This window comes from Cupriavidus nantongensis, assembly GCF_001598055.1.
GTDB lineage: Bacteria > Pseudomonadota > Gammaproteobacteria > Burkholderiales > Burkholderiaceae > Cupriavidus > Cupriavidus nantongensis.
Window position 1 is genome coordinate 4,319,286 of sequence record NZ_CP014844.1, and the last position, 22,516, is coordinate 4,341,801.

At 67.4% G+C, this 22,516-nt stretch carries 24 protein-coding genes and 1 tRNA gene; 9 read left to right on the plus strand and 16 right to left on the minus strand.

All coding sequences use genetic code 11. The annotated features are described in order from the left end of the window. Positions 1-26 precede the first annotated feature (26 nt). From A2G96_RS19975 to A2G96_RS19985, 3 genes are read right to left on the minus strand one after another with little or no spacing between them, the layout of a single operon-like run. The gene (locus tag A2G96_RS19975) at positions 27-2,174 is read right to left on the minus strand and encodes a sensor histidine kinase (protein ID WP_062801780.1); all 2,148 of its coding nucleotides are present in this window, start codon (positions 2,172-2,174) and stop codon (positions 27-29) included. Beyond that, the gene (locus tag A2G96_RS19980) at positions 2,171-2,494 is read right to left on the minus strand and encodes a PP0621 family protein (protein WP_062801781.1); all 324 of its coding nucleotides are present in this window, start codon (positions 2,492-2,494) and stop codon (positions 2,171-2,173) included. Before A2G96_RS19980 ends, A2G96_RS19975 begins: the two co-directional genes overlap by 4 nt. 6 nt (positions 2,495-2,500) lie before the next feature. After that, complete coding sequence (locus A2G96_RS19985) at positions 2,501-3,436, minus strand: cytochrome C assembly family protein (RefSeq protein WP_062801782.1); 936 nt, start codon at positions 3,434-3,436, stop codon at positions 2,501-2,503. Positions 3,437-3,578: 142 nt separating this feature from the next. Here A2G96_RS19985 and ffh point away from each other — a divergent pair, with 142 nt between their 5' ends. Both ffh and A2G96_RS19995 read left to right on the plus strand, forming a co-directional pair. Then, the gene (gene ffh / locus A2G96_RS19990; RefSeq protein WP_062801783.1) at positions 3,579-4,973 is read left to right on the plus strand and encodes a signal recognition particle protein; all 1,395 of its coding nucleotides are present in this window, start codon (positions 3,579-3,581) and stop codon (positions 4,971-4,973) included. Between the two features lie 54 nt (positions 4,974-5,027). Next, positions 5,028-5,570 (plus strand): hypoxanthine-guanine phosphoribosyltransferase, encoded by a 543-nt coding sequence (locus A2G96_RS19995; RefSeq protein ID WP_062801784.1) that lies wholly within the window; start codon positions 5,028-5,030, stop codon positions 5,568-5,570. 58 nt (positions 5,571-5,628) lie between these two features. Here A2G96_RS19995 and A2G96_RS20000 read toward each other — a convergent pair whose 3' ends face one another. The 6 genes from A2G96_RS20000 to A2G96_RS20025 form a co-directional block, all read right to left on the minus strand. After that, on the minus strand, positions 5,629-6,252 hold the full coding sequence (locus A2G96_RS20000; protein WP_062801785.1) for a LysE family translocator: 624 nt from the start codon (positions 6,250-6,252) through the stop codon (positions 5,629-5,631). Between the two features lie 125 nt (positions 6,253-6,377). Continuing rightward, the gene (locus tag A2G96_RS20005) at positions 6,378-7,049 is read right to left on the minus strand and encodes a LysE family translocator (protein ID WP_062801786.1); all 672 of its coding nucleotides are present in this window, start codon (positions 7,047-7,049) and stop codon (positions 6,378-6,380) included. Positions 7,050-7,137: 88 nt separating this feature from the next. Further along, positions 7,138-7,977: an AraC family transcriptional regulator gene (locus A2G96_RS20010; protein WP_062802253.1), complete on the minus strand. Its 840-nt coding sequence runs from the start codon at positions 7,975-7,977 to the stop codon at positions 7,138-7,140. Continuing rightward, positions 7,974-8,864 (minus strand): 2OG-Fe(II) oxygenase, encoded by an 891-nt coding sequence (locus tag A2G96_RS20015; protein WP_062801787.1) that lies wholly within the window; start codon positions 8,862-8,864, stop codon positions 7,974-7,976. Before A2G96_RS20015 ends, A2G96_RS20010 begins: the two co-directional genes overlap by 4 nt. Next, positions 8,861-9,622 (minus strand): lytic transglycosylase domain-containing protein, encoded by a 762-nt coding sequence (locus A2G96_RS20020; RefSeq protein ID WP_062801788.1) that lies wholly within the window; start codon positions 9,620-9,622, stop codon positions 8,861-8,863. Before A2G96_RS20020 ends, A2G96_RS20015 begins: the two co-directional genes overlap by 4 nt. Positions 9,623-9,627: 5 nt before the next feature. Then, the gene (locus A2G96_RS20025) at positions 9,628-11,349 is read right to left on the minus strand and encodes a proline--tRNA ligase (protein WP_062801789.1); all 1,722 of its coding nucleotides are present in this window, start codon (positions 11,347-11,349) and stop codon (positions 9,628-9,630) included. Between the two features lie 193 nt (positions 11,350-11,542). Here A2G96_RS20025 and A2G96_RS20030 point away from each other — a divergent pair, with 193 nt between their 5' ends. After that, on the plus strand, positions 11,543-12,226 hold the full coding sequence (locus A2G96_RS20030) for an RNA pyrophosphohydrolase (RefSeq protein ID WP_062801790.1): 684 nt from the start codon (positions 11,543-11,545) through the stop codon (positions 12,224-12,226). Further along, on the plus strand, positions 12,219-12,800 hold the full coding sequence (locus A2G96_RS20035) for a CNP1-like family protein (RefSeq protein WP_062801791.1): 582 nt from the start codon (positions 12,219-12,221) through the stop codon (positions 12,798-12,800). Before A2G96_RS20030 ends, A2G96_RS20035 begins: the two co-directional genes overlap by 8 nt. A gap of 69 nt (positions 12,801-12,869) precedes the next feature. Here A2G96_RS20035 and proB read toward each other — a convergent pair whose 3' ends face one another. From proB to A2G96_RS20060, 5 genes are all read right to left on the minus strand, one after another. Then, on the minus strand, positions 12,870-13,988 hold the full coding sequence (gene proB, locus A2G96_RS20040) for a glutamate 5-kinase (protein WP_062801792.1): 1,119 nt from the start codon (positions 13,986-13,988) through the stop codon (positions 12,870-12,872). Positions 13,989-14,035: 47 nt separating this feature from the next. After that, positions 14,036-15,133, minus strand: a complete 1,098-nt coding sequence (gene obgE / locus A2G96_RS20045) for a GTPase ObgE (RefSeq protein ID WP_062801793.1) — start codon at positions 15,131-15,133, stop codon at positions 14,036-14,038. 121 nt (positions 15,134-15,254) lie between these two features. After that, positions 15,255-15,515 carry a 50S ribosomal protein L27 gene (gene rpmA, locus A2G96_RS20050; RefSeq protein WP_012353931.1) on the minus strand — a complete coding sequence of 87 codons (261 nt, stop codon included), beginning with the start codon at positions 15,513-15,515 and terminating at the stop codon, positions 15,255-15,257. Between the two features lie 39 nt (positions 15,516-15,554). Continuing rightward, a complete protein-coding gene (gene rplU / locus A2G96_RS20055) occupies positions 15,555-15,866 on the minus strand; it encodes a 50S ribosomal protein L21 (protein ID WP_006576525.1) in 312 nt (103 codons plus the stop codon). 196 nt (positions 15,867-16,062) lie between these two features. Beyond that, positions 16,063-16,296, minus strand: a complete 234-nt coding sequence (locus tag A2G96_RS20060; protein ID WP_150124185.1) for a hypothetical protein — start codon at positions 16,294-16,296, stop codon at positions 16,063-16,065. Between the two features lie 49 nt (positions 16,297-16,345). Here A2G96_RS20060 and ispB point away from each other — a divergent pair, with 49 nt between their 5' ends. Then, complete coding sequence (gene ispB, locus A2G96_RS20065) at positions 16,346-17,275, plus strand: octaprenyl diphosphate synthase (RefSeq protein ID WP_062801795.1); 930 nt, start codon at positions 16,346-16,348, stop codon at positions 17,273-17,275. 107 nt (positions 17,276-17,382) lie between these two features. Then, positions 17,383-17,459, plus strand: a tRNA-Pro gene (locus A2G96_RS20070). Positions 17,460-17,518: 59 nt separating this feature from the next. On the opposite strand, the gene A2G96_RS20075 is transcribed toward A2G96_RS20070, so the two are convergent. Then, the gene (locus A2G96_RS20075; RefSeq protein ID WP_062801796.1) at positions 17,519-17,839 is read right to left on the minus strand and encodes a helix-turn-helix domain-containing protein; all 321 of its coding nucleotides are present in this window, start codon (positions 17,837-17,839) and stop codon (positions 17,519-17,521) included. Further along, complete coding sequence (locus A2G96_RS20080) at positions 17,820-18,158, minus strand: type II toxin-antitoxin system RelE/ParE family toxin (protein WP_062801797.1); 339 nt, start codon at positions 18,156-18,158, stop codon at positions 17,820-17,822. Before A2G96_RS20080 ends, A2G96_RS20075 begins: the two co-directional genes overlap by 20 nt. Positions 18,159-18,477: 319 nt before the next feature. Between A2G96_RS20080 and pilB the strand changes: the two genes are divergently transcribed. The 3 genes from pilB (at position 18,478) to A2G96_RS20095 (ending at position 22,466) form a co-directional block, all read left to right on the plus strand. Further along, positions 18,478-20,202: a type IV-A pilus assembly ATPase PilB gene (gene pilB / locus A2G96_RS20085; protein WP_062801798.1), complete on the plus strand. Its 1,725-nt coding sequence runs from the start codon at positions 18,478-18,480 to the stop codon at positions 20,200-20,202. A 65-nt stretch (positions 20,203-20,267) separates the two neighbouring features. Continuing rightward, positions 20,268-21,539, plus strand: coding sequence for a type II secretion system F family protein (locus tag A2G96_RS20090; protein ID WP_062801799.1), 1,272 nt, complete (start codon positions 20,268-20,270; stop codon positions 21,537-21,539). Between the two features lie 3 nt (positions 21,540-21,542). Beyond that, positions 21,543-22,466: a prepilin peptidase gene (locus A2G96_RS20095; protein ID WP_062801800.1), complete on the plus strand. Its 924-nt coding sequence runs from the start codon at positions 21,543-21,545 to the stop codon at positions 22,464-22,466. The last annotated feature ends 50 nt before the right edge of the window (positions 22,467-22,516 follow it).

Here is a 22,516-nt window from a genome sequence, read left to right on the forward strand (position 1 = left end):
GGAATGGTGGCTGGATGGAAGACAGGTCAGACGGCGGCCGCCGCGGCAGCCTCTGCGCTCTCGATGCGCAGGGTCAGCACGAAGGCCTTGCCCGGCAGTGTATCGCGCGCACTGGAGGCCAGCATGCCGGTGCGCTCGATCAGCGCCGGCAGCGAGATGGCGCCGTAGCGCACCTGCGCGTCATTGGCCCCGCACAGCTCGCGCGCCATGAACAGGCCCAGCCCGGTGCCCTGGGCGTTGCTGGTGAAGAACGGCTCGAACAGGCTGCGCTGGTGTTCGCGCGCCACCTCGGCGCCGTCGTTCCAGACGATCAGCTCGGCATGGTGCTGGTCCAGCGCGTGCGCCAGCAGCCGGATCGAGCCGGGCAGCCGGCTGCAGTAGCGCCACGCGTTATCGAGCAGGTTGCCCAGCACCTGCTGCAGCTGCGAGGCGTCGAACACCACCGGCTGGGCCACGTCGACGGTCAGGCGGATGGCATTGGCGTTGATGTCGGCGCGGCCGGCCGGGCGGGTCTCGCCGGCGCGCGGGCGGCGCTGGCGCATTTCGGCGCGCCAGCGCTCGACGATCTCGGGCAGCGCCTGCGCCAGGTGCACGGTGCTACGGCCGGTGCGCGGGCGGCGCGACATCTGCAGCACGTCCGACACCACCTGGTCGAGCCGGCGCACGTTGTCGTGGATGATGCGCAGCAGGCGGGCGTCGATATCGACATCGGCACTGCCCGGGTCCTGCGCTTCAGGGCCGTGCCGGCCGGAATCGCCCAGCAGCTCGCTGGCCTGGCTGATCGCCGCCAGCGGATTGCGGATCTGGTGCGCGATGCTGGCCACCAGCCGGCCCATCGCGGCCAGCTTCTCCTGCTGCACCTGCTCGGCAATGCGCTCCCAGCTTTCGATATGGACCAGCACGGTGTCGCGCATCTCGCTGCGCAGCAGCGCCTCATCCTGCTGCGACCACGCCATGGCCTCGTTCTGGGCGATGGCCAGGCGCAGGCGGGCGGCGGCTTCGGGCGACAGTTCGTTCCATGCAGCGGTGTCGAGCGCGGCGGGCACGGTGCGGCCGTGCGCCATGGTCGAGCGCAGCCCGGCCAGGCCCGGCAGCACGAAGCGCAGCCGCAGCCGGGTATGCTGCATGGTGCCGTCGGCCAGCGCGGCGCCGGAGGCCATCGGCAGCAGTTGCAGGATGCGCGGCACGTCGTCCTTGCTGCGCAGCCAGTCGCGCAGCATTTCCATCAGCGGCTGCAGGCGCGGGATGCGGCGCAGGTCGAACAGCACGGTATCGCCGCCGCCAAGCCCGGCTTCGCCTGCGGGCGCGCCGCCGAGTTTGCGCGAGTAGATGCGCTCGTGCGGCTGCACGCCCAGCAGCACCACCGCGGCGGGATTGGCGGCCACCACCGCGCCGTTGGCGCGCACCAGCATCACGCCGTCCTGCATGTCGTTGACCATCAGCCGGTTGACCAGCTGCTGCAGCCGCAGCTCCTGCTCGCGCGCCAGCGCCAGACGCTCCTGCGCAATCTGGCGGTTGGCCAGCATATACATCAGCAGCGCGGCGATCATGAACACCAGCCCGAACAGGCCCGAGCCCAGCAGCCCGGCATCGGCCTGGCGCAGCAGGATGGTCTGCATGAACGGCCCGCTCATCACCACCAGCGCCGAGATCGCCGCCGCAAACAGCGCAAACAGCAGGCTGGTCAGCGCGCCGGCTTCCAGCGCCGGCAGCAGGAAGATCATGGCCAGGCCCTCGGCATGCCCGCCGCGGCCCAGCACGCTGAAGACCAGCGCCAGCAGCGCCAGGTCGGCCAGCACCTGCACCCGCACGCGCAGATGGAAATGCCGGCGCCACAGCGTGCCGGCCAGCATCGCCAGCGCAATGCCAAGGTAAGGGACGGCGACGGCCATGGCCGCCGCATGCTCGATGCCGCCCATGGCTTCCAGGCCGAAGGGCAAGGCGGGAATTGCGGCCGTGATGGTGGAAGCGGCGGCGCTGGCGGCGCCGGTGGCCGGCTCGCCGCGCCGCATCAGCGCAAAGCCGACCAGCAGCAGGCCCACCGCGACGCGGGTCCAGCAGAAATAGCGCAGCAGGCGCCAGTGGAAATCAGGCGGCTCGGGCTGGCGCCACAGCTGCGCCAGGCCGCGCCAGGCGTTCAGCCGCTGCCAGGCCGATGGCGCCGGCTGGATCATGGGCGCGGGCCGTTGCCGCCGTCGCCGCCTTCAGTGCGGCCTTCAGTGCGGCCTTCTGTGCGGCTTTCATCGGGCAGGTGGCTGCGCCGGCAGTAGTGCAGGCCGCGCCAGGCAATGGCGTCGCCCTGCGGCAGGTGCACGCCGCACTGGGCGCACTGAACCATGCGCTCGGCGGCGGCGTCGGGCATGCCGGCCGCGGCGTGGTCGCTGGCCTCGCGCGCCTGGCGCGCGCGATGCTCGGCCAGCCGGGCCTCGGCGCGGGCGCGCAGCCACCAGAAGACGCCCAGCACCACGGCCAGCAGGATCAGGATACGTGCCATGGGAAATCAGAGCCGGTGCAGTACGACTTCAATCACGAAACGGCTGCCGACATAGGCCAGCAGCAGGATGCCGAACGACGCGATGACCCAGCGCAGCGCCACCTTGCCGCGCCAGCCGCGGAAGATGCGCCCGGCCAGGATGCCGCCGAACATGGCCCACGAGATCAGCGCGAACACGGTCTTGTGGTCTAGCCGGAACGCGCGCCCGAACAGCTCTTCGGAGAACAGCAGGCCCGAGCCGATGGTCAGCGTCAGCAGCACGAAGCCGGCGCCGATCAGCCGGAACAGCAGCTTCTCCAGTGTCAGCAGCGGCGGCAGCAGGTCCAGCCAGCGCCCCAGCCACTGGCCCGGCTGCGGTGCCGACGGCCGCGCCGGCGCGTGCCGGAAGCCATGCAGGCGCCGCTCCGCCAGCAGCATCAGGAAAGCGTGGAACGCGGCCAGCGTGAACAGCCCATAGGCCACGTTGGCGATGATGAAATGCAGCTTGAACAGTGGCCGCGCGGCGTAGCCCAGGATCTGCGCGCCAGGAAAGGCCAGCGGCATCAGGCTGGCCACCAGCGCCACCGGGATCACGATCAGCCCCAGCCCCGCCAGCGAGAAGAAGAAGCTCTCGATCCAGTAGATGCCCACGCCCAGCCACAGCATGGCCGACAGCGCAAAGGCAAAGCCGAACATCATGCGCTCGGCCGGGAAGATGGTTTCGTGCAGCAGCATGCCGTGGCTGGCCAGCGCTGCCAGCATCAGCACGTGCCACCAGGCCGGGCGGCCCTCGCCGTGCGCGCCGCCTGCCGGGGGGATGCCGCCGCCCGCCACCAGCACGGCGGCCGCGGAACCGCCAGCCTGGCCGGCAGTAGCCGCCACGCGCGGATGGCGCGTGGCCCAGCCGTGCCAGGCCAGGCCGCAATAGAGAAGTGCCGTCAGGGCATACAGTACAATGACCATTTACGCAGTTTACCTTAGTGCCCACGGCCGGTGGCGGCCCGCTTGAACCGGTGTAGCCGGTGTTCCCAGCCTGCCCCGTGTGCCGGACTGCCTCCCGATTTCAGCCCCGAGCCCTGCTCCGACTTTTCCCCCGATTCCTGCCATGCTGGACAATCTCACTCAACGCCTGGCGCGTGTGGTCAAGACCATGCGCGGCGAGGCGCGCCTGACCGAGGCCAATACCGCCGAGATGCTGCGCGAAGTGCGCCTTGCCATGCTCGAAGCCGACGTGGCGCTGCCGGTCGTGCGCGAATTCGTCGCCCGCGTGAAGGAAAAGGCCATGGGCGAAGAGGTGGTCAGCAGCCTGACCCCTGGCCAGGCCCTGGTCGGCGTGGTCCAGCGCGAGCTGACCGCGGTGATCGGCGGCGCCGACGCCGCGACCGGCAACAATAAGGAGTCCGAGCTGAACCTGGCGGTGCAGCCGCCCGCCATCATCCTGATGGCCGGCCTGCAGGGCGCGGGCAAGACCACCACCGCCGGCAAGCTGGCCAAGTGGCTCAAGGAAAACAAAAAGAAGAAGGTGCTGACGGTCTCGTGCGACGTCTACCGCCCCGCCGCCATCGCCCAGCTCAAGACCGTGTCCGAGCAGGTCGGCGCCGAGTTCTTCCCGTCGCAGCCGGACCAGAAGCCTGTGGACATCGCCCGCGCGGCGGTGGACTGGGCGCGCAAGCATTACCACGACGTGCTGATCGTCGACACCGCCGGCCGGCTGGGTATCGACGAGGCCATGATGCAGGAAATCGCCGCGCTGCACGCCGAACTGAAGCCGGCCGAAACCCTGTTCGTGGTCGATGCCATGCTCGGCCAGGACGCGGTCAACACCGCCAAGGCCTTCAATGACACCCTGCCGCTGACCGGCGTGGTGCTGACCAAGCTCGACGGCGATGCGCGCGGCGGCGCGGCGCTGTCGGTGCGCCATATCACCGGCCGCCCGATCAAGTTCGTCGGCGTCGGCGAAAAGCTCGATGGCCTGGAGCCGTTCTACCCCGACCGCATGGCCCAGCGCATCCTGGGCATGGGCGACATCCTGGCGCTGGTCGAGGAAGCCCAGCGCGGCGTCGACATGGAAGCGGCCGAGAAGCTGGCCAAGAAGATCAAGAAGACCGGCGACTTCGACCTCGAAGACTTCAAGGCCCAGATCGGCCAGATGAAGAAGATGGGCGGGCTGGGCAGCCTGGTCGACAAGCTGCCGGCGCAGTTCGCCCAGCAGGCGCAGGGCGCCAACATGGACCAGGCCGAGAAGCAGGTGGCGCGCATGGAAGGCATCATCAACAGCATGACCCCGGCCGAGCGCGCCAAGCCGGACCTGATCAAGGCCAGCCGCAAGCGCCGCATCGCCGCGGGCGCCGGCGTGCCGGTGCAGGAGGTCAACCGCCTGCTCAACCAGTTCGACCAGATGCAGTCCATGATGAAGAAGCTCAAGGGCGGCGGCATGATGAAGATGATGCGCCAGATGGGCGCGATGAAGGGCGGCATGAAGGGCCTCTTCAATCGCTGAAGCCGGCCGCCGCAAGCCGAACTGCCTCCCCCGCAAAAGAACAGGAAAGACATCATGATGAGTGCCGAACAGGCCCGCGAGCTGTGGGCCAATTCCGAAGAAATCGTCTCCGCCGCGGAAGTCCAGGCGTCGCTGGACCGCATGGCCGCCGACATCACCGCCAGGATGGGCAATGACTTCCCGCTGGTGCTGTCGGTGATGGGCGGCGCGGTGGTCTTCACCGGCATGCTGCTGCCCAAGCTGGCGTTCCCGCTGGAGTTCGACTACATCCACCTCTCGCGCTACAACAACAAGACCGTCGGCGGCGAGATGCAGTGGCGCGTGGCCCCGCGCGAATCGGTCAAGGACCGCGTGGTGCTGGTGCTGGACGACATCCTGGATGAAGGCGAGACCATGGCCGCGATCCGCCAGCGCATCATGGACATGGGCGCCAAGGAATTCCACGCCGCGGTGCTGTGCGAGAAGACGCTGAGCAAGGCCAAGCCCATGCATCCGGATTTCTGCGGCTTTGCGGTGCCGGACCGCTATGTGTTCGGCTGCGGCATGGATGCGAAGGGCTATTGGCGGAACCTGGATTCGATCCGGGCGCTGGTTTGATCTAGCTGGACTGATGGTTTGCTCCCCTCTTCCGCAAGCGGAGAGGGGAGAAAAAGCGTTACGCCTGGTGTGTCCCCAAAATTGGCCACAGCGACGCCAGCAGCAACACCGCCATCCCGATATTGAACGCCCGCAGCACCTTCGGCCGCGCCAGCCAGCGCCGCAGCGCCGAGCCGCACAAGGCCCACATCGCCACGCTGGGCAGGTTCACCACCCCGAAGATCCCGGACAGCAGCAGCACGTTGAGCCACAAGTTGCCGTGCAGCACATAGGTGCTGCACGCACCCACCGCCATCACCCAGGCCTTGGGATTGACCCACTGGAACGCCGCGGCGGCCCAGAAGCCCATCGGCCGCGCCACCTGCTGGTCCTGCACGCCGCCGGCGGTGGCCAGCTTCCACGCCAGCCAGACCAGGTAGACCGTCGCCACCACGCGCAGCACTTGCCAGGTCCACGGGAAGGCATGGAACAGCGACCCCAGACCCAGCCCGACCAGCCCCACCATCAGCGCGAAGCCGATGCTGACACCGAGCAGGTGCGGCACCGTACGCACGAAGCCGAAGTTCACGCCGGAGGCGAGCAGCATCGTGTTGTTCGGACCGGGGGTGATCGACGACACCAGGGCAAAGCCGGCAAAGGCGGCGAAGACACCGGTGCCGGCGGCGAGTTGGGACACTTCCATGACTGACTCCAAGGGGGACTCATCTGTTTTCGGGAAATCAGTCTACGGTCACTTAACGGTACAGTACCGGTACACTTTGAGGGAAATACGCCGATACAGGATCGCCCACTCCGGAGGCAATCGGCTCAACCCAGCGCGTGCCACGCGACGCCCAGCGCCAGCAGCCACAGCACGGCCCCGGTCAGGCGCTCGACCCACCGTACCGAACGCCCGAAGCGCGCGGCAATCGCCGGATGCCCGATGCCGTAGGCCACCAGCAGGTCCCAGCCGAGCACGACCGCGAACATCCAGATCCCATAGGCCAGTTGTACGCCCGGCGGCGTGCGGCTGGCGGCCAGCACCGAGAACAGGCTGGCGTAGAACAGGCCGTTCTTCGGGTTCAGCACGGCGGACAGGAAGCCGCTGGCAAGCTGGGCCAGCCGGGCTGCGGGCGCGGGCCTCGCGGCAGCATCGGCAGCATTGGCCGCCGGAATCGACAGTTCGCCGGAGGCGTTCAGCAGGCGCCAGCCCAGCCACGCCAGGTAGGCACAGCCGGCCCACTGCAACGCCGCGAACAGTAGCGGCGAATCCCGCATCGCGGCCACGCCGGCCAGCGCCAGGCCGATAAAGACGCCGTTGCCCAGCGCAATTCCCAGGCATACGGCGCCGGCGCGCCGCGGCCCGTGCAGCAGCGCGCTGCGCACCACCAGGAAGAAGTCCGGCCCCGGACTGAGCAGCGCCAGCGCATGCGCGCCGGCCACCATGGCGAATTGCTGCCACGGCAATGCCCCCGGGGCGAGATCGAAGACCATGTCCATGCCGACCCTCCGTAAAGAGTCCGCAGTGTGGTGCGCACCGCGGTGGCCGGTCTTGAAGAAAGTTGCGGTGTGGCGCCAGGCCGGCGCCTCAGGCGGCGCGCTGGTACCCGCGCGGCGTCATGGCCACGCGCTGCTTGAAGGCGCGCTGGAAGTGGCTCTGGTCGGCAAACCCCAGCGCCAGCGCGACGTCGGCCAGCGCCGCGCCCTGCCGCAGCAGGCGGCGCCCGTGCTGGATGCGCAGGTCGAGCTGGTAGGCGTGCGGCGTCATGCCGGTTTCGGCGCGGAAGGCCCGCACCAGGTGGTAGCGGCTCAGGCCGCAGGCGCGCGCCAGTTCGGCCAGCGGCAGCCGCTCGGCATGGCGTTCGCGCAGCAGCTCGCACAACTGCGCCACGCGGGCGGAGACGGCGGCCGGTACCGGCAGCGTCCGGGCGCTTGCGCCGGTGTCGATGGCGGCATGCAGATCGCCGATGAAGGCCACCAGCGCGGCCTCTTTCTCGACGCTGTCGGCAGGCGAGAACAGCATGCGGTTCAACCCGCAGACCAGCCCGTAGACCGACGGCGAGGTCATCACGCGGGCCGGCAGCCAGGCCCGCGCCGCGCTGTCCTCGTCCAGCACGGCCGCGGCCCACGCCGGGTCGAAATGCAGCATCTGGTAGCTCCAGCGCCCGTCCGGCTCCGGATTGCAGGCATGGACCTGCTGCGCCGGGATCACCACCACCGCGCCCGGCCCGAGCACCGCGTTTTCATCGCCGCAGGCAAAGCGGCTGGCGCCGCCGTCGACGGCGCCGACCGACAGGGTGGGATGGCTATGCGGCAGGTAGCTGGCGCTGCTGTGGCTGGCGCGCCGGCTTTCGGCAAACGGCAGCGCGGGATCGGCCCACCAGCGGCTGGCGGCCGGGGCCGCCGGTGCATCCGCGGGCAGGCTCACGCCGCGCTGCGGTACGGCCGTTCGCGCAGCCATTTGGTGGCGATCCACTTTTCGCCGGCGGCCACCGGCAGGCCCGCGTGCAGGGTGCGGTCATCGAGCGTGCCGTCGGGCAGCAGGTAGCTGAAGTAGACCGCGTTGCCCTTGACCGGCGCCACCTCCAGGCCTACGCGCGGGAACGCGGTGGCGCCGCCCGCCTCGGGCGTGTTCAGGTAGATCACCAGGGTGGCGATGCGCTGGCCGCCGACGGACAGCTGGCGCGCTTCGCCGGGGCGCTGCGGGTTGAAGTAGTCGAAGTGCGGCTGGTATTCGCCGCCCGGCTTGTAGTTGAGGATCTGCAGCCCTTCGCCGTGCTCGGCCGGCACCCCGGTGACCGCGGCGATGCGGGCCTCGATGCGCGCGATCAGGGCGTGCTCGGCCACCTGGAACATCGCGCCCATGCTGGTGCGGGCGTCGATCAGGTTCTCGTCGCCGGTGTCGGGATTGACCACCGGCGAGCGCGCCAGCCGGCCGCGCGACAGCGCCACCAGCGCATCGCATTCGTCGTCGCTCAGCAGCTGCTGGAACAGCTGCACCTGGGGCGACGCCAGCCGGAACAGCACCGGCACGCGGCGGTCGCCGCCGTCGGCGGCGTAGACCGCGGGCGTGCCGGCCGCCGCGGGTTCAGCTGGCGCGGGCCGTGCCGGCGCCGCGCCGCCGGTGTCCCGGGCAAACGCCGCGGCCACCGACCGGCGCGCGAAGGCGTCGTCGTAGCCCGAGCGCAGCATCGACAGCACCAGCGCATCGGCTGCAAACCCCTGGGCGATATGCCGGGCCAGCCATTGTTCGAGTTCGGGCGAGGATTCGGTGTAGCCGGCCTTGCCGCCGGCAACGGATGCTTCGCGGATCATGACGGATTGGCTGCGACGCGCTGCGACGAGAACGGGTTGCGGGCAGGCGGCTCGGCCACCGGCGCGCGCGGGCGCGACGGCGCGATCTCAGGATCGCCGGCCACCGTGACGGTGGCTTCGGAATACTGCCAGCGCTTCCACGCCGCCAGCACCGCGTTGGGATATTCCGGGCGGCCGCGGCTGCCGTTGTAGCGGCCGAGCGCCAGGTACAGGTCGCCCTGCTCGCGGTCCAGGTAATAGCGCAGGATGGTGCAGCCGTAGCGCAGGTTGCTCTGCAGGTGGAACAGCTTGCGCGCGTCGCTGTCGCCGATGGTGCGCACCCAGAACGGCATCACCTGCATCAGCCCGCGCGCGCCGGCCGAGCTGATCGCGTACTTGCGGAAGTTGCTTTCGACCTGGATCAGGCCCAGCACCAGCGCCGGCTCCAGGCCGGCGCGCTTGGCTTCGTAGTAGGCCACCTCGATCAGCTCGACCCGCACCTGCGGCTCGGGGATGCGCGAGGCCAGCCGCGCCGACATCTCGCCCAGCCACTTCAGGTAGGCCAGGCGCTCGCCGCCGGACGCGAACACCGGCCGCAGCGGCCGGTCATCGGCAATGGCCGCGGCCAGCGCGCCGCGAACGGAATCGGCCAGGTCTTCTTCCTTCTGCGCGCCGGCGTGCGCCGCCGTGGCCGCCACGGCCAGCAGCGCCACCAGCAGCGCGCCCGCCAGGCGGCGGGCGGCGGCAGTTGCGGCGGTCAGGCCGCGGACGGCGCGCATGGGGCTCAGTTCGCCAGCAGGTTGCGCACGTGGGCGACCACCTCGGCCACGCCGACGGCGGTGGCCTGCGCGTCGCGCCGGCCCTGGTACTCGACCTTGCCTTCCTTCAGGCCGCGGTCGCCCACCACCACGCGGTGCGGCACGCCGATCAGCTCCCAGTCGGCAAACATCACGCCCGGGCGCTCGCCGCGATCGTCGAGGATCACGTCGACGCCGGCCGCCAGCAGCTCGGCATGGATGCGGTCGGCCTCGGCCTTGACGGCCTCGGAGCGGTCGTAGCCCACCGGGCAGATCACCACCGCGAACGGGGCGATCGCGGCCGGCCAGATGATGCCGCGCTCGTCGAAGTTCTGCTCGATCGCCGCGCCCAGGATGCGGGTGATGCCGATGCCGTAGCAGCCCATCTGCATCGGCTGGGTCTTGCCGTTCTCGTCGAGGAAGGTCGCGTTCATCGATTCCGAGTAGCGCGTGCCCAGCATGAACACGTGGCCCACCTCGATGCCGCGGCAGATTTCCAGCGTGCCCTGGCCGTCCGGCGAGGCGTCGCCCGCCACCACGTTACGCAGGTCGGCCACGATCGGCTCGGGCAGGTCGCGGCCCCAGTTGACGCCGGTGTAGTGGTAGTCGCGGTAGTTGGCGCCGCAGACGAAGTCGCTCATGTTGGCGACGGTGCGGTCGGCCACCACCTTGACCGGCTTCTTCATGTCGATCGGGCCAAGGTAGCCCGGCGGCGAGCCGAACGCCTCGACGATCTCGTTCTCGGTGGCGAAGCGGAAATCGGCCAGCCCCGGCACCTTGGAGGCCTTGACCTCGTTCAGCTCGTGGTCGGCGCGGATCAGCAGCAGCCAGATCTGGGTGCCGGCGTCGCCGTCGGTGGCCAGCACGATCGACTTGACGTTGGTCTCGAGCGGCAGGTTCAGGAATTCCGCCACCTGCTCGCACTTGACCTTCTCCGGGGTGAAGGTCTTGACCAGGTCCTGCTTGGGCGCGGCGCGCTCGGCCAGCAGCGGCAGCGCCTCGGCGGCCTCCATGTTGGCGGCGTAGGCCGAGGTCGGGCAATAGACGATGGCGTCTTCGCCGGTGTCGGCGATCACGTGGAACTCATGCGAGCCCGAGCCACCGATGGCGCCGTTGTCGGCCGCCACGGCGCGGAATTCCAGCCCGAAGCGGCGGAAGATGCGCACGTAGGCCTCGTACATGTTCTCGTACGACTTGCGCAGGCCGTCGGTGTCGCGGTCGAAGGAATAGGCGTCCTTCATGGTGAACTCGCGCCCGCGCATGATGCCGAAGCGCGGCCGGCGCTCGTCGCGGAACTTGGTCTGGATCTGGTAGAAATTGAGCGGCAGCTGCTTGTAGCTGCGGATTTCCGAGCGGGCGATATCGGTCACGACCTCTTCGGAGGTGGGCTGCACCGCGAAGTCGCGCTCATGGCGGTCCTTCAGGCGCAGCAGCTCGGGGCCCATCTTGTCCCAGCGGCCGGTCTCCTGCCACAGTTCGGCCGGCTGGATCACCGGCATCGACAGCTCCACCGCGCCGGCGCGGTTCATTTCCTCGCGCACGATGTTCTCCACCTTGCGGATCACGCGCAGGCCGACCGGCATGTAGGTGTAGATGCCGGCGCCCAGCTTCTTGATCATGCCGGCGCGCATCATCAGCTTGTGCGAAACGATTTCCGCGTCGGCGGGCGCTTCCTTGAGGGTGGAAATGAAGAATTGCGAGGCTTTCATCCGTAATTTCTCTCTGGGCCGCCGCGGTCGGAAAAATCCGTCCCGGCACAATCCGGCGGGCCGGCGGCGCTGAATTATGCGCACGCGCCTGAAACTGCCCTTCCGCTCGGGGAAAACCACCATCCCCGGGTCCGGGCCCGGCTGCGCGCTTCCTTTATAATCAGCGTAATTCTAAAGGATTCGAGGTGCAGTCATGCTCGATCGTGAAGGCTTTCGCCCGAACGTCGGCATCATCCTCCTCAACGCAAGAAACGAGGTTTTCTGGGGCAAGCGAATCGGCGAACACTCCTGGCAGTTTCCGCAGGGCGGCATCAAGTACGGCGAAACGCCGGAACAGGCCATGTACCGCGAACTGCATGAGGAAATCGGCCTGCTTCCGGAGCACGTCAGGATCGTCGGTCGCACGCGCGACTGGCTGCGTTACGAGGTGCCGGACAAGTTCATCCGCCGCGAGATCCGCGGCCACTACAAGGGCCAGAAGCAAATCTGGTTCCTGCTGCGCATGGCCGGCAGGGACTGCGACATCCACCTGCGCGCCACCGAGCACCCGGAGTTCGACGCCTGGCGCTGGAGCCATTACTGGGTGCCGCTCGAGGCCGTGATCGAGTTCAAGCGCGATGTCTACCAGATGGCGCTGACGGAATTGTCGCGCTTCCTGAACCGGCACCCGCGCGTGCCGCTGAGCCCGTATGGCACGCACGGCAACCATGGCGCCCACGGCGTGCACGGTCGCCACGGCGGTCCGCGCGGCCAGGCGCTGAGCCGCGCCCAGGCCGCGCAGCAGGCCGACGCCGACGGCAATGCCGAAGCCCCGGCCGCGGCCGACTACGTTTCGCCGGCGACGCCGGTATCCACTTCACGGAGCACTGATGACTAGTTTGACCGGCGTGGGCCGCCGCGGCGGCCTGGGCGCTGCCGCATTGCTGCTTGCCGCGGCCAGCCTGGCGCTGGCCGGCTGCAAGACCACCGGCAAGGAGATGGCCGAGGAAGAAAGCACCTGGAACAACCCGTTCGCGCCCAAGACCTTCGAGGAAGCCAAGGCCATGCTGCCGCCCTTGCCGCAAGAGGCCAACCTGATTCCGTTCTCGGTGTCGGGCACCGGCACGCTGTCGTTCGCGGTGGACAGCAAGTCCATTTCGGTGGGCAAGGACAATGTGGTGCGCTATACCGTGGTCACCACCAGCCAGAGCGGCGCCCGCAACGTGACTTTCGAAGGCATGCGCTGCGACGCATTCGAGCGCAAGCTGTACGCCACCCTGCCCCCCGGCGCCGCCGAATGGGTGCCCAACAGCAGCGACTACGGCGAGACCTGGCACCGCATGCAGACCGGTGTCCGCAACGCCTATGCTGCCACGCTCGCGATCGATTTCTTCTGCGAGGGCCGCACCGTCGCCGGCAAGCCCGCGGACATGGTGCGCGAGCTGCAATCGCGCGCGCCGAGCAAACGCTGAGGCAACCGGTGCAGGCATAAAAAAAACGGCGGGACTGCCAGGCAGTCCCGCCGTTTTTGCTTGCATCGCTCAGACCAGCACCAGGTTGTCGCGATGGATCAGCTCGGGCTCGTTCAGGTGGCCGAGCACGGATTCGATCTCGGACGACGGCTTGCGCGCGATCAGCCGCGACTCGGCGCTGGAATAGTTGGTGATGCCGCGCGCCACCTCCTTGCCCTGCGCATCGACGCAGGCGATCACCTCGCCGCGGGCGAATTCGCCCTGCACCTCGACCACGCCGATCGGCAGCAGCGACTTGCCGCCGCCGGTCAGCTTCTCGACCGCGCCGTTGTCGATCACCACGCGGCCGCGCAGCTGCAGGTGGTCGGCCATCCATTGCTTGCGTGCCGTCAGCCGGCCGGTCGGCGCCAGCAGCTGGGTGCCAATGGCCTCGCCGGCGGCCAGGCGTTCCAGCACATTGGCCTCGCGGCCCGAGGCGATGGTGGTATGCGCACCAGACTTGGCTGCGCGCTTGGCCGCCAGGATCTTGGTCAGCATGCCGCCGCGCCCGATCGAGGTGCCGGCGCCGCCGGCCATCGCCTCCAGCTCGGGCGTGCCGGCCAGGGCCTCGTCGACGAACTGCGCGGCCGGGTCCTTGCGCGGATCGGCCGTGTACAGGCCGCGCTGGTCGGTCAGGATCACCAGCGCGTCGCCTTCGATCAGGTTGGTGACCAGCGCGCCCAGCGTGTCGTTGTCGCCGAACTTGATTTCGTCGGTGACCACGGTGTCGTTCTCGTTGATGATCGGCACCACGCCCAGCGACAGCAGCGTCAGCAGCGTCGAGCGGGCGTTCAGGTAGCGCTCGCGGTCGGCCAGGTCGGCGTGGGTGAGCAGCACCTGCGCGGTGCGGATGCCATAGCGGCCGAACTGGCTCTCGTAGACCTGCGCCAGCCCCATCTGGCCGACCGCGGCGGCGGCCTGCAGCTCATGGATTTCCTTCGGGCGGCGCGCCCAGCCGAGGCGCTGCATGCCTTCGGCAATGGCGCCGGAACTGACCAGCACCACTTCCTTGCCGGCCACGCGCAGCTTGGCGATCTGGGCCGCCCAGCGGGCGATGGCGTCGTGGTCCAGCCCCTTGCCGTCGTTGGTGACCAGGCTGGAGCCGACTTTGACGACGATGCGCTTTGCCTGCGCGATGACCGATTGCATGGTGGAAATCCTGTCTCCGGAGTTCGTTCGGAACCGCTGATTCTTGTTTATGCCTCGCGCTGGTCCTGGTCGACGTTATGCAGGCGGTCGTCCAGGCGGATGTCCGGCTCTGCCAGCGCCGCGGCCTCTTCGGCCTTGATCGCCTGCAGGTGGTCCTTGATCGCGTAGATCAGCTCGCGGCAGCCTTCGCCGGTGAGCGCCGAGATCTGGAACACCGGGCCCTTCCACTTGTAGCGCTTGAGGAAGTCCTTCACCTTCGCCGCGCGCTCGTCCTCGGGCACCATGTCGAGCTTGTTCAGCACCAGCCAGCGCGGCTTTTCGTACAGGGTCTCGTCGTACTTCTTCAGCTCGTTGACGATGGCCTTGGCCTCGGCGACCGGGTCGACCGCCTCGTCGAACGGCGCCAGGTCGACGATATGCAGCAGCAGGCCGGTGCGCTGCAGGTGGCGCAGGAACTGGTGGCCCAGGCCCGCGCCTTCGGCCGCGCCCTCGATCAGGCCGGGAATGTCGGCGACCACGAACGATTGCTCGTGGTCCACGCGCACCACGCCCAGGTTGGGATGCAGCGTGGTGAACGGATAGTCCGCCACCTTGGGGCGCGCGTTGGAGATATGCGAGATAAAGGTCGACTTGCCGGCATTGGGCATGCCCAGCAGGCCGACGTCGGCCAGCACCTTCAGCTCGAGCTTGAGCATGCGGCGCTCGCCCGGCTTGCCGTCGACCTGCTGGCGCGGCGCGCGGTTGGTACTGGACTTGAAATGCAGGTTGCCCCAGCCGCCCATGCCGCCTTCGGCCAGGCACACGCGCTGGCCGTGCTCGGTCAGGTCGGCGATGACCTCGCCGGTGTCCATGTCGGTGATCAGCGTGCCCACCGGCATGCGCAGCGTGATGTCTTCGCCGGCCGCGCCGTAGCAATCGGAGCCGCGGCCGTTCTCGCCGTTCTTGGCCACATGCTTCTTGGCGTAGCGGAAGTCGATCAGCGTATTGATATTGCGGTCCGCCACGGCGAACACGCTGCCGCCCCGGCCGCCGTCGCCACCATCCGGGCCGCCGAAGGGCACAAACTTCTCGCGCCGGAACGAGGCGCTGCCATTGCCGCCGTTGCCGGCGATGGCTTCGATTCGGGCTTCGTCGATGAACTTCATGATGGGTTTTCCGTGATGGATCGGCAGGGCTCGGCAGAGCGGGTGCCGGCGTAGTTTACTTCGCCAGAAAAGAAAAAGCCCCGCAAGCGTTGCGGGGCCTTTCGTCCTGCAAAGGCTGTTATCAGGCCGCCGGAACGACGCTGACTTGCTGCTTCTTGGCAGGACCCTTGACGGCGAACTGCACGTGGCCGTCGATCAGGGCGAACAGCGTGTGGTCCTTGCCCACGCCGACGTTGTCGCCGGCATGCACGCGGGTACCGCGCTGGCGCACGATGATGCCGCCGGCGTTGATGGCCTGGCCACCAAACACCTTCACGCCCAGACGCTTCGATTCGGAATCACGGCCGTTCCGCGTGGAACCGCCGCCTTTTTTCTGTGCCATGTCTTACTCCTGTCGCTTTACCGGATTACGCTCGATCGATCAGGCAACGATCGCTTCGATGCGCAGTTCGGTGTAATTCTGACGATGGCCCTGACGCTTCTGGTAGTGCTTGCGACGGCGCATCTTGAAGATCTTCACCTTGTCGTGACGACCCTGGGAGATAACGGTAGCCTTGACGGAAGCCCCGCTCACCAGCGGCGTACCAAACTTGATTTGGTCGCCGGCGCCCACTGCGAGCACCTGGTCGAGCGTGATTTCTGCGCCAATGTCTGCCGGTATCTGTTCTACTTTCAGTTTTTCGCCAGCAGCAACCTTGTATTGCTTGCCGCCGGTTTTTACGACCGCGTACATTGTCGAACCTCTCGGATGTGAATAAAACGCCGAAGCCGCGCGATGCGGCCCGGTTATCTCCCACCGGCAAGGACCCGCAAGGCGAGCGACTACCGGAGGAAACCGGGAATTGTAAACGAGATCGGGTAAAACTGCAAAGAAAACAGGCACATAGCCTGTGAGCGGCGCGGCCGGCACAATCGGCGGCCGCTTTGGATCAGGTCAGGTCGGCGAGCAGGAAGCCCGCCAGTGCGGCAAACGCCACCCACCAGGCAGTGCGGCGTAGTTGGCGGCGAGGTAAGGGCTTGTCCATGGCTGCAATTATAGTGGCGCCGATGATCGGCGCCGCTGCGCGCATACCCTGAGCCCAGCGCCGGCAAACTATGCGGGGCATGCGTAGAACGCCGCCCGCATCGCATATAATCGTCCGGTTTTGCGTAACGGTGATCATCTTGTCCCAGCCTTCCGCCACTGCCTTGCTTGCCCCGGTCGCTGCAGACATGCGCGCGGTCGATGCTGTTATCCGCCAGCGGCTGTCCTCCGAAGTCCCGCTGATCGAACAGATCGGCGAATACATCATCGGTGCCGGCGGCAAGCGCCTGCGCCCGGTGATCCTGCTGCTGACGGCGCGCGCGCTGGGCTACGACGGCAACCGCCACCATGAGCTGGCCGCCGTCGTCGAGTTCATCCACACCGCCACCCTGCTGCACGACGATGTCGTCGACGAGTCCGAGCTGCGGCGCGGGCGCGACACCGCCAACGCCGTGTTCGGCAATGCGGCCAGCGTGCTGGTGGGCGACTTCCTCTATTCGCGCGCGTTCCAGATGATGGTCGATGCCGGCAGCATGCGCATCATGGAAATCCTGTCGAACGCGACCAACGTGATCGCCGAGGGCGAAGTGCTGCAGTTGCTGAACATGCACGACCCCGACGTCACCGTCGAGCGCTACCTGCAGGTGATCCGCTACAAGACCGCCAAGCTGTTCGAGGCCGCCGCGCAACTGGGCGCGGTGCTGTCCGGCGCCGACGCACAGATGGAAGAAGCCGCCGCCGAATACGGCCGCCGCATCGGCACCGCGTTCCAGCTGATCGACGACATGCTGGACTACACCGCCAGCGCCGAGCAGATGGGCAAGAACGCCGGCGACGACCTGCGCGAAGGCAAGCCCACCCTGCCGCTGCTGCACCTGCTGGAACACGGCACCGCCGAGCAGCGCCAGCTGGCCCGCGACGCGATCGTGCAGGGCGGCACCGAGCATTTCGACGCGGTCTTCGCCGCGATCCACGCCAGCGGCGCGCTCGAGGTCACCTTCGAAGCGGCACGGCGCGAAGCCGAAGCCGCCGAGCAGGCGGCGCGGCAGTTCCCGCCGTCCGCGCTGAAGGAAACGCTGATCCAGCTCTGCGCGTTCTCGCTGCAGCGGCAGTCCTGAGGCGGGACGAGCGGCGTTTTCCTCCGCCCTCTTCCATTCCAAAAAAAACGCTGCTAAACTTACGTTCTTTGCTGCTGACGCCAAAACGTCTGCCGGCAAAACCAAATCGGGGTGTAGCTTAGCCTGGTAGAGCGCTACGTTCGGGACGTAGAGGCCGGAGGTTCGAATCCTCTCACCCCGACCAGATTTAGAAAGCCGAATCAACGAAAGTTGGTTCGGCTTTTTGTCTTTCTACCCCCCTCCTCAGCCCTTGATGGCTTTTCGCCGTCGCTTGAATGCTTTCAGCTCCGCCACGGAGAAAAGCTGGCTGCGCCCGACTTCCGCCCGTGGAGCCAGCTTGCCATCGCGCACCAGCCGGCGGAAGGTGGCAATCGAGATTTCGAGGTATTGGGCAGCCTCTGCCGCGGTGAAATCGTCCTCAGCCAGATGGCCAAAGACTTCCTCGTGCGAGAAATTCTCGTCACCAAAGGCCTGCTGCCCGATCAGTGTGAAGAACCTGACGCGCTCGCGCGGGGGCAACTCGCCGAGGGCATGCAGCAGATCTTCAGCCGTCATCGTGTCCATTCCTTTCTGCCTTCAGGTATTTCTTGAGTTCGTCATAGAAGTTCTCATGCGAGCCCACCTTGTAGAAATCGATCCATAGCACTTCAAGTGCCACGCCTTTCGCGTTGAACTCCTGCGGCAGTGCCCGGTAGGCGATCAGGTATTGCTGCCGGTTGAACCGGAATTTGTGCACCCGGATGCCACCCAAGTCCCCGATCTTCGCTTCCCCCAGCTGGGGCGCCGCACAGAGCTCCTCAACCTCGTCTTCGATCGCCAGTTGCAGCGGCTTGTGTGCCTTCTTGACGAACTGAGCGAAGGGCTTCTTGTAGTTTCGCCTCATGCGATGTTATACACTCGTTTTTGATTCTATAACAGATCAGGCTATGCCGGACGCCGGCGAGCCACCGTGCCGAGAAGCATGGCGGGCCAGCGCCCCACCGGGATTGAGGCAACTCTCAAATTGCCGTCTGCGGTGTTCGCGGCCCCGTCGTACTAGGCCCCGCGCATTAGGGTTGCGCCGGTGTCGCACAAACGCCAATACGTCCCGCCGTCGCCTTTACAAAAAGTGACCCCATCGGCAAACTGCCCCGATCCCTAGAAGCGGGCTCGTCTCGTCCTGCCCTGTCCGCGGACACTGCTCCAATCACTGCGCACCTGCCATGACACTCGGACTTGCCCTGGCCCAGAGCCGGCGTATCGCGCCCGCCCTGCTTGCTCAGCTGGAGCAGGCCGCGCGTGAAAAGCAATCGCAGCTGATCGACGAGATCGTCGGCAGCGGCACCATGAGCGCGCACGACCTGGCGCTGTTCGCCGCGGACAAGTACCAGCTGCCGCTGCTGGACCTGGCCCAGTACAACCTCGCCAAGGTGCCGCCGGCGCTGGCAGGCAACCGTGAATTCCATGCCCACCGGCTGCTGCCGCTGGGCCGGCGCGACAATCGCCTGGTGCTGGCGCTGTCCGATCCGTCCAACCAGGCCGGCCTGGACGCGATCCGCGACAAGTACAAGCTGCCGGTCGAAGCGGTGGTGGTCGAGCACGACAAGCTGATGAAGCATGTGCGCGCCGCCGGCGAGGCGCTGGGCACGCTCAAGAACATCTCGCCGGTGCAGGCCGAGCGCAAGATGATCGAATACGATCCGGTCGCCGCCGCCGCCAACCCGCGCAACCGCACCACGGCCGACAATATCGACGATGCCCCGGTGGTGCGCTTCCTGCAAAAGCTGCTGACCGAGGCCTTCCACCGCGGCGCCTCCGACCTGCACTTCGAACCGTTCGAAACCTTCTACCGGATCCGCTTCCGTGTCGATGGCGTGCTGCAGGAGGTCGCGCGCCCGCCGCTGGATATCCGCGACAAGATCGCGACCCGGATCAAGGTGCTGTCGCGCTTGGATATTTCTGAAAAGCGCGTGCCGCAGGACGGCCGCATGAAGCTGCTGATCGCGCTGCCCAAGGACAAGGATGCCAAGGAAACCGTCGAGAAGGCGGTGGACTTCCGCGTGTCGACGCTGCCGACACTGTTCGGCGAGAAGATCGTGATGCGGATCCTGGAATCGTCGTCCGACAAGCTCGACATCGACCAGCTCGGCTATGAGCCCGAGCAGAAGGCGCTGCTGCTGGACGTGATCAAGCGTCCCTACGGCATGGTGCTGGTGACCGGCCCCACCGGCAGCGGCAAGACGGTATCGCTGTACACCTTCCTGAACCTGCTGAACCAGGGTGACATCAATATCTCGACGGCCGAGGACCCGGCCGAAATCCAGCTGCCGGGCATCAACCAGGTCAACGTCAACGACAAGGCCGGGCTGACCTTCGCCACCGCGCTGCGCTCGTTCCTGCGCCAGGATCCGGACATCATCATGGTCGGCGAAATCCGCGACCTGGAAACCGCCGACATCTCCATCAAGGCCGCGCAGACCGGCCACCTGGTGTTGTCGACGCTGCACACCAACGACGCGCCGACCACGCTGACACGGCTGATGAACATGGGCGTGGCCCCTTTCAACATTGCGTCGAGCGTGCTGATGATCACCGCGCAGCGGCTGGCGCGGCGGCTGTGCACCTGCAAGCGCGAGGGCGAGATCCCGCGCGAGGCCTTGCTGGAAGCGGGCTTTCGCGAGCAGGACCTGGACGGCAGCTGGCAGCCCTACCATCCGGTCGGCTGCGAGCGCTGCAATGGCAGCGGCTACAAGGGCCGCTGCGGCATCTACCAGGTGATGCCGATCACCGAGGCCATGCAGGAGATCATCCTGGCGCACGGCACCGCGCTGCAGATTGCCGAGCAGGCGCGCAAGGACGGCGTGCTATCGTTGCGCGAAGCGGGGCTGCTGAAGGTCAGGCAGGGCGTCACGTCACTCGAAGAAGTGCTGGCGACCACGAATACGTAGGCAAGCAAGACATAACGTAAATACAAGACGCAGAACAAGCGTCATTGTCATCGGGGGTCAATCACATGGCGACGCGCGCACCAGCAGCGGGCGCCCGGACGGGGGCACCGTCACGGGCCAAATCGGGGAAGGGACGCAAGGCACCCACCCAGTACATCTTCGAGTGGGAAGGCAAGGACCGCAAGGGCAAGACCTTCACCGGCGAGCTGCGCGCCGAAAACCAGGCCGAGGTCACCGCCACGCTGCGCAAGCAGGGCCTGACCATCGTCAAGCTCAAGAAGCGCAAGGCCGCGCGCGGGCGCAAGATCACCGAGAAGGACATCGCCTACTTCACCCGGCAGCTGTCGACCATGCTCAAGGCCGGCATCCCGCTGCTGCAGTCGATCGACATCATCGCGCGCGGGCACGTGAATCCCAACTTCACCCAGCTGCTGTCCGACATCCGCTTCGACATCGAGGCCGGCAGCAGCATGGCCGCGGCGTTCCGCCGCCATCCCAGATACTTCGACACGCTGTACTGCAACCTGATCGATGCCGGCGAACAGGGCGGCATCCTGGACTCGCTGCTGGAGCGCCTGTCGCTCTACATGGAGAAGACCATCGCGCTGAAGGGGCAGATCAAGTCCGCGATGATCTACCCGATCGCGGTGCTGACCGTCGCCTTTGCCGTCACGGTGATCCTGATGCTGTTCGTGATCCCGGCGTTCAAGGGGGTGTTCTCCAGCTTCGGCGCCAACCTGCCGGCGCCGACGCTGCTGGTGATCGCGATCTCGGACTTCTTCGTGCAGTACTGGTACCTGGTGATCGGCGCGCCGGTGGCCGGCATCAGCTTCTACCTGCGCGCGCTGAAGAAGTCCGAGAAGGTGCAGCGCGCCACCGACCGCGCGCTGCTGAAGCTGCCGATCTTCGGCAGCCTGTTCCGCAAGGCCGTGATCGCGCGCTGGACCCGTACCCTCGCGACGATGTTCGCTGCCGGCACGCCGCTGGTGGAGTCGATGGAGTCGGTGGCCGGCGCCGCCGGCAACTGGGTCTACTACGACGCCACCCGCGAGATCGAGCAATCGGTACGCATCGGCACCAGCCTGACCAACGCGATGCAGGCGACCCATGTGTTCGACAACATGGTGCTGCAGATGACGCAGATCGGCGAGGAATCCGGCGCGCTGGACAACATGCTGCTGAAAGTCGCGGAGTTCTACGAGCGCGAGGTCGACGATGCCGTCGCCGCCATCTCCAGCCTGATCGAGCCGCTGATCATCGTGGTGCTGGGCGTGCTGATCGGCGGCATGGTGGTGGCGATGTACCTGCCGATCTTCAAGCTGGGACAGGTGGTGTAAGCGATGCAGCCGGTGTGGTCCGCTTCCCCTTATCCCATCGGAGCCGCGACCGGAACCGCGACCGGCACCGCCCCGCTGCTGCACGCGCTGGCGGCGCTGCCGCCAGTCTTCCTGGTGGCGGCAGCGGCGCTGCTGGGGCTGGTGGTCGGCAGCTTCCTCAATGTGGTGATCCACCGCGTACCACGCATGATGGAGCGCGAAGAGGCCAACTACATTGCCGAGCTGCGCGGCGACCCGCTGCCCTACCCCGGCCGCTACAACCTGATGGTGCCGCGCTCGGCCTGCCCGCATTGCGGCCACGCCATCGCCCCGTGGGAAAACGTGCCGGTGCTGAGCTACCTGTTCCTGCGCGGCCGCTGCTCGGCGTGCAAGGCGCCGATCAGCGTGCGCTATCCGCTGGTGGAACTGGCCTGCGGCGTGCTGAGCGCGCTGGTGGCATGGCGCTTCGGCCCCAGCGCGCAGGCGCTGGCCGCGCTGGTGCTGGTGTGGGGGCTGCTGGCGCTGACCATGATCGACGCCGATACGCAATTGCTGCCGGACCAGATCACGCTGCCGCTGCTGTGGCTCGGCCTGCTGCTGAATCTGGCCGGCCTGTTCGTGGCGCTGCCCGACGCGGTGATCGGCGCCGCCGCCGGCTACCTGGTGCTGTGGATCGCCTACTGGCTGTTCCGGCTGCTGCGCGGCAAGGAGGGCATGGGCTTCGGCGACTTCAAGCTGATGGCGGCGCTCGGTGCCTGGTTCGGCTGGCAGGCGCTGCCGGCGCTGGTGCTGCTGTCGTCGGTGGCCGGCGTGCTGTTCGGGCTGGCCAATATCGCGCTGCGCCGCCAGGAGCGCGACACGCCGTTCCCGTTCGGACCCTTCATCGCGCTGGCCGGCGTGGTGGTGCTGCTGTTCGGCCCCGGGGTGCTGCCGCTGTTTGCCTGGTGATGGCCGCGCGGCCGTGAGCGGGACACAGGCGAAGCGGCCGAAGCTGGTAT

Coding starts and splice junctions, on each gene's coding strand:
- A2G96_RS19975 (WP_062801780.1), bottom strand. CDS start 2,174: ATGATCCAGCCGGCGCCATCGGCCTGGCAGCGGCTGAACGCCTGGCGC.
- A2G96_RS19980 (WP_062801781.1), bottom strand. CDS start 2,494: ATGGCACGTATCCTGATCCTGCTGGCCGTGGTGCTGGGCGTCTTCTGG.
- A2G96_RS19985 (WP_062801782.1), bottom strand. CDS start 3,436: ATGGTCATTGTACTGTATGCCCTGACGGCACTTCTCTATTGCGGCCTG.
- ffh (WP_062801783.1), top strand. CDS start 3,579: ATGCTGGACAATCTCACTCAACGCCTGGCGCGTGTGGTCAAGACCATG.
- A2G96_RS19995 (WP_062801784.1), top strand. CDS start 5,028: ATGATGAGTGCCGAACAGGCCCGCGAGCTGTGGGCCAATTCCGAAGAA.
- A2G96_RS20000 (WP_062801785.1), bottom strand. CDS start 6,252: ATGGAAGTGTCCCAACTCGCCGCCGGCACCGGTGTCTTCGCCGCCTTT.
- A2G96_RS20005 (WP_062801786.1), bottom strand. CDS start 7,049: ATGGACATGGTCTTCGATCTCGCCCCGGGGGCATTGCCGTGGCAGCAA.
- A2G96_RS20015 (WP_062801787.1), bottom strand. CDS start 8,864: ATGATCCGCGAAGCATCCGTTGCCGGCGGCAAGGCCGGCTACACCGAA.
- A2G96_RS20020 (WP_062801788.1), bottom strand. CDS start 9,622: ATGCGCGCCGTCCGCGGCCTGACCGCCGCAACTGCCGCCGCCCGCCGC.
- A2G96_RS20025 (WP_062801789.1), bottom strand. CDS start 11,349: ATGAAAGCCTCGCAATTCTTCATTTCCACCCTCAAGGAAGCGCCCGCC.
- A2G96_RS20030 (WP_062801790.1), top strand. CDS start 11,543: ATGCTCGATCGTGAAGGCTTTCGCCCGAACGTCGGCATCATCCTCCTC.
- A2G96_RS20035 (WP_062801791.1), top strand. CDS start 12,219: ATGACTAGTTTGACCGGCGTGGGCCGCCGCGGCGGCCTGGGCGCTGCC.
- proB (WP_062801792.1), bottom strand. CDS start 13,988: ATGCAATCGGTCATCGCGCAGGCAAAGCGCATCGTCGTCAAAGTCGGC.
- obgE (WP_062801793.1), bottom strand. CDS start 15,133: ATGAAGTTCATCGACGAAGCCCGAATCGAAGCCATCGCCGGCAACGGC.
- rpmA (WP_012353931.1), bottom strand. CDS start 15,515: ATGGCACAGAAAAAAGGCGGCGGTTCCACGCGGAACGGCCGTGATTCC.
- rplU (WP_006576525.1), bottom strand. CDS start 15,866: ATGTACGCGGTCGTAAAAACCGGCGGCAAGCAATACAAGGTTGCTGCT.
- A2G96_RS20060 (WP_150124185.1), bottom strand. CDS start 16,296: ATGATCACCGTTACGCAAAACCGGACGATTATATGCGATGCGGGCGGC.
- ispB (WP_062801795.1), top strand. CDS start 16,346: ATGCGCGCGGTCGATGCTGTTATCCGCCAGCGGCTGTCCTCCGAAGTC.
- A2G96_RS20075 (WP_062801796.1), bottom strand. CDS start 17,839: ATGGACACGATGACGGCTGAAGATCTGCTGCATGCCCTCGGCGAGTTG.
- A2G96_RS20080 (WP_062801797.1), bottom strand. CDS start 18,158: ATGAGGCGAAACTACAAGAAGCCCTTCGCTCAGTTCGTCAAGAAGGCA.
- pilB (WP_062801798.1), top strand. CDS start 18,478: ATGACACTCGGACTTGCCCTGGCCCAGAGCCGGCGTATCGCGCCCGCC.
- A2G96_RS20090 (WP_062801799.1), top strand. CDS start 20,268: ATGGCGACGCGCGCACCAGCAGCGGGCGCCCGGACGGGGGCACCGTCA.
- A2G96_RS20095 (WP_062801800.1), top strand. CDS start 21,543: ATGCAGCCGGTGTGGTCCGCTTCCCCTTATCCCATCGGAGCCGCGACC.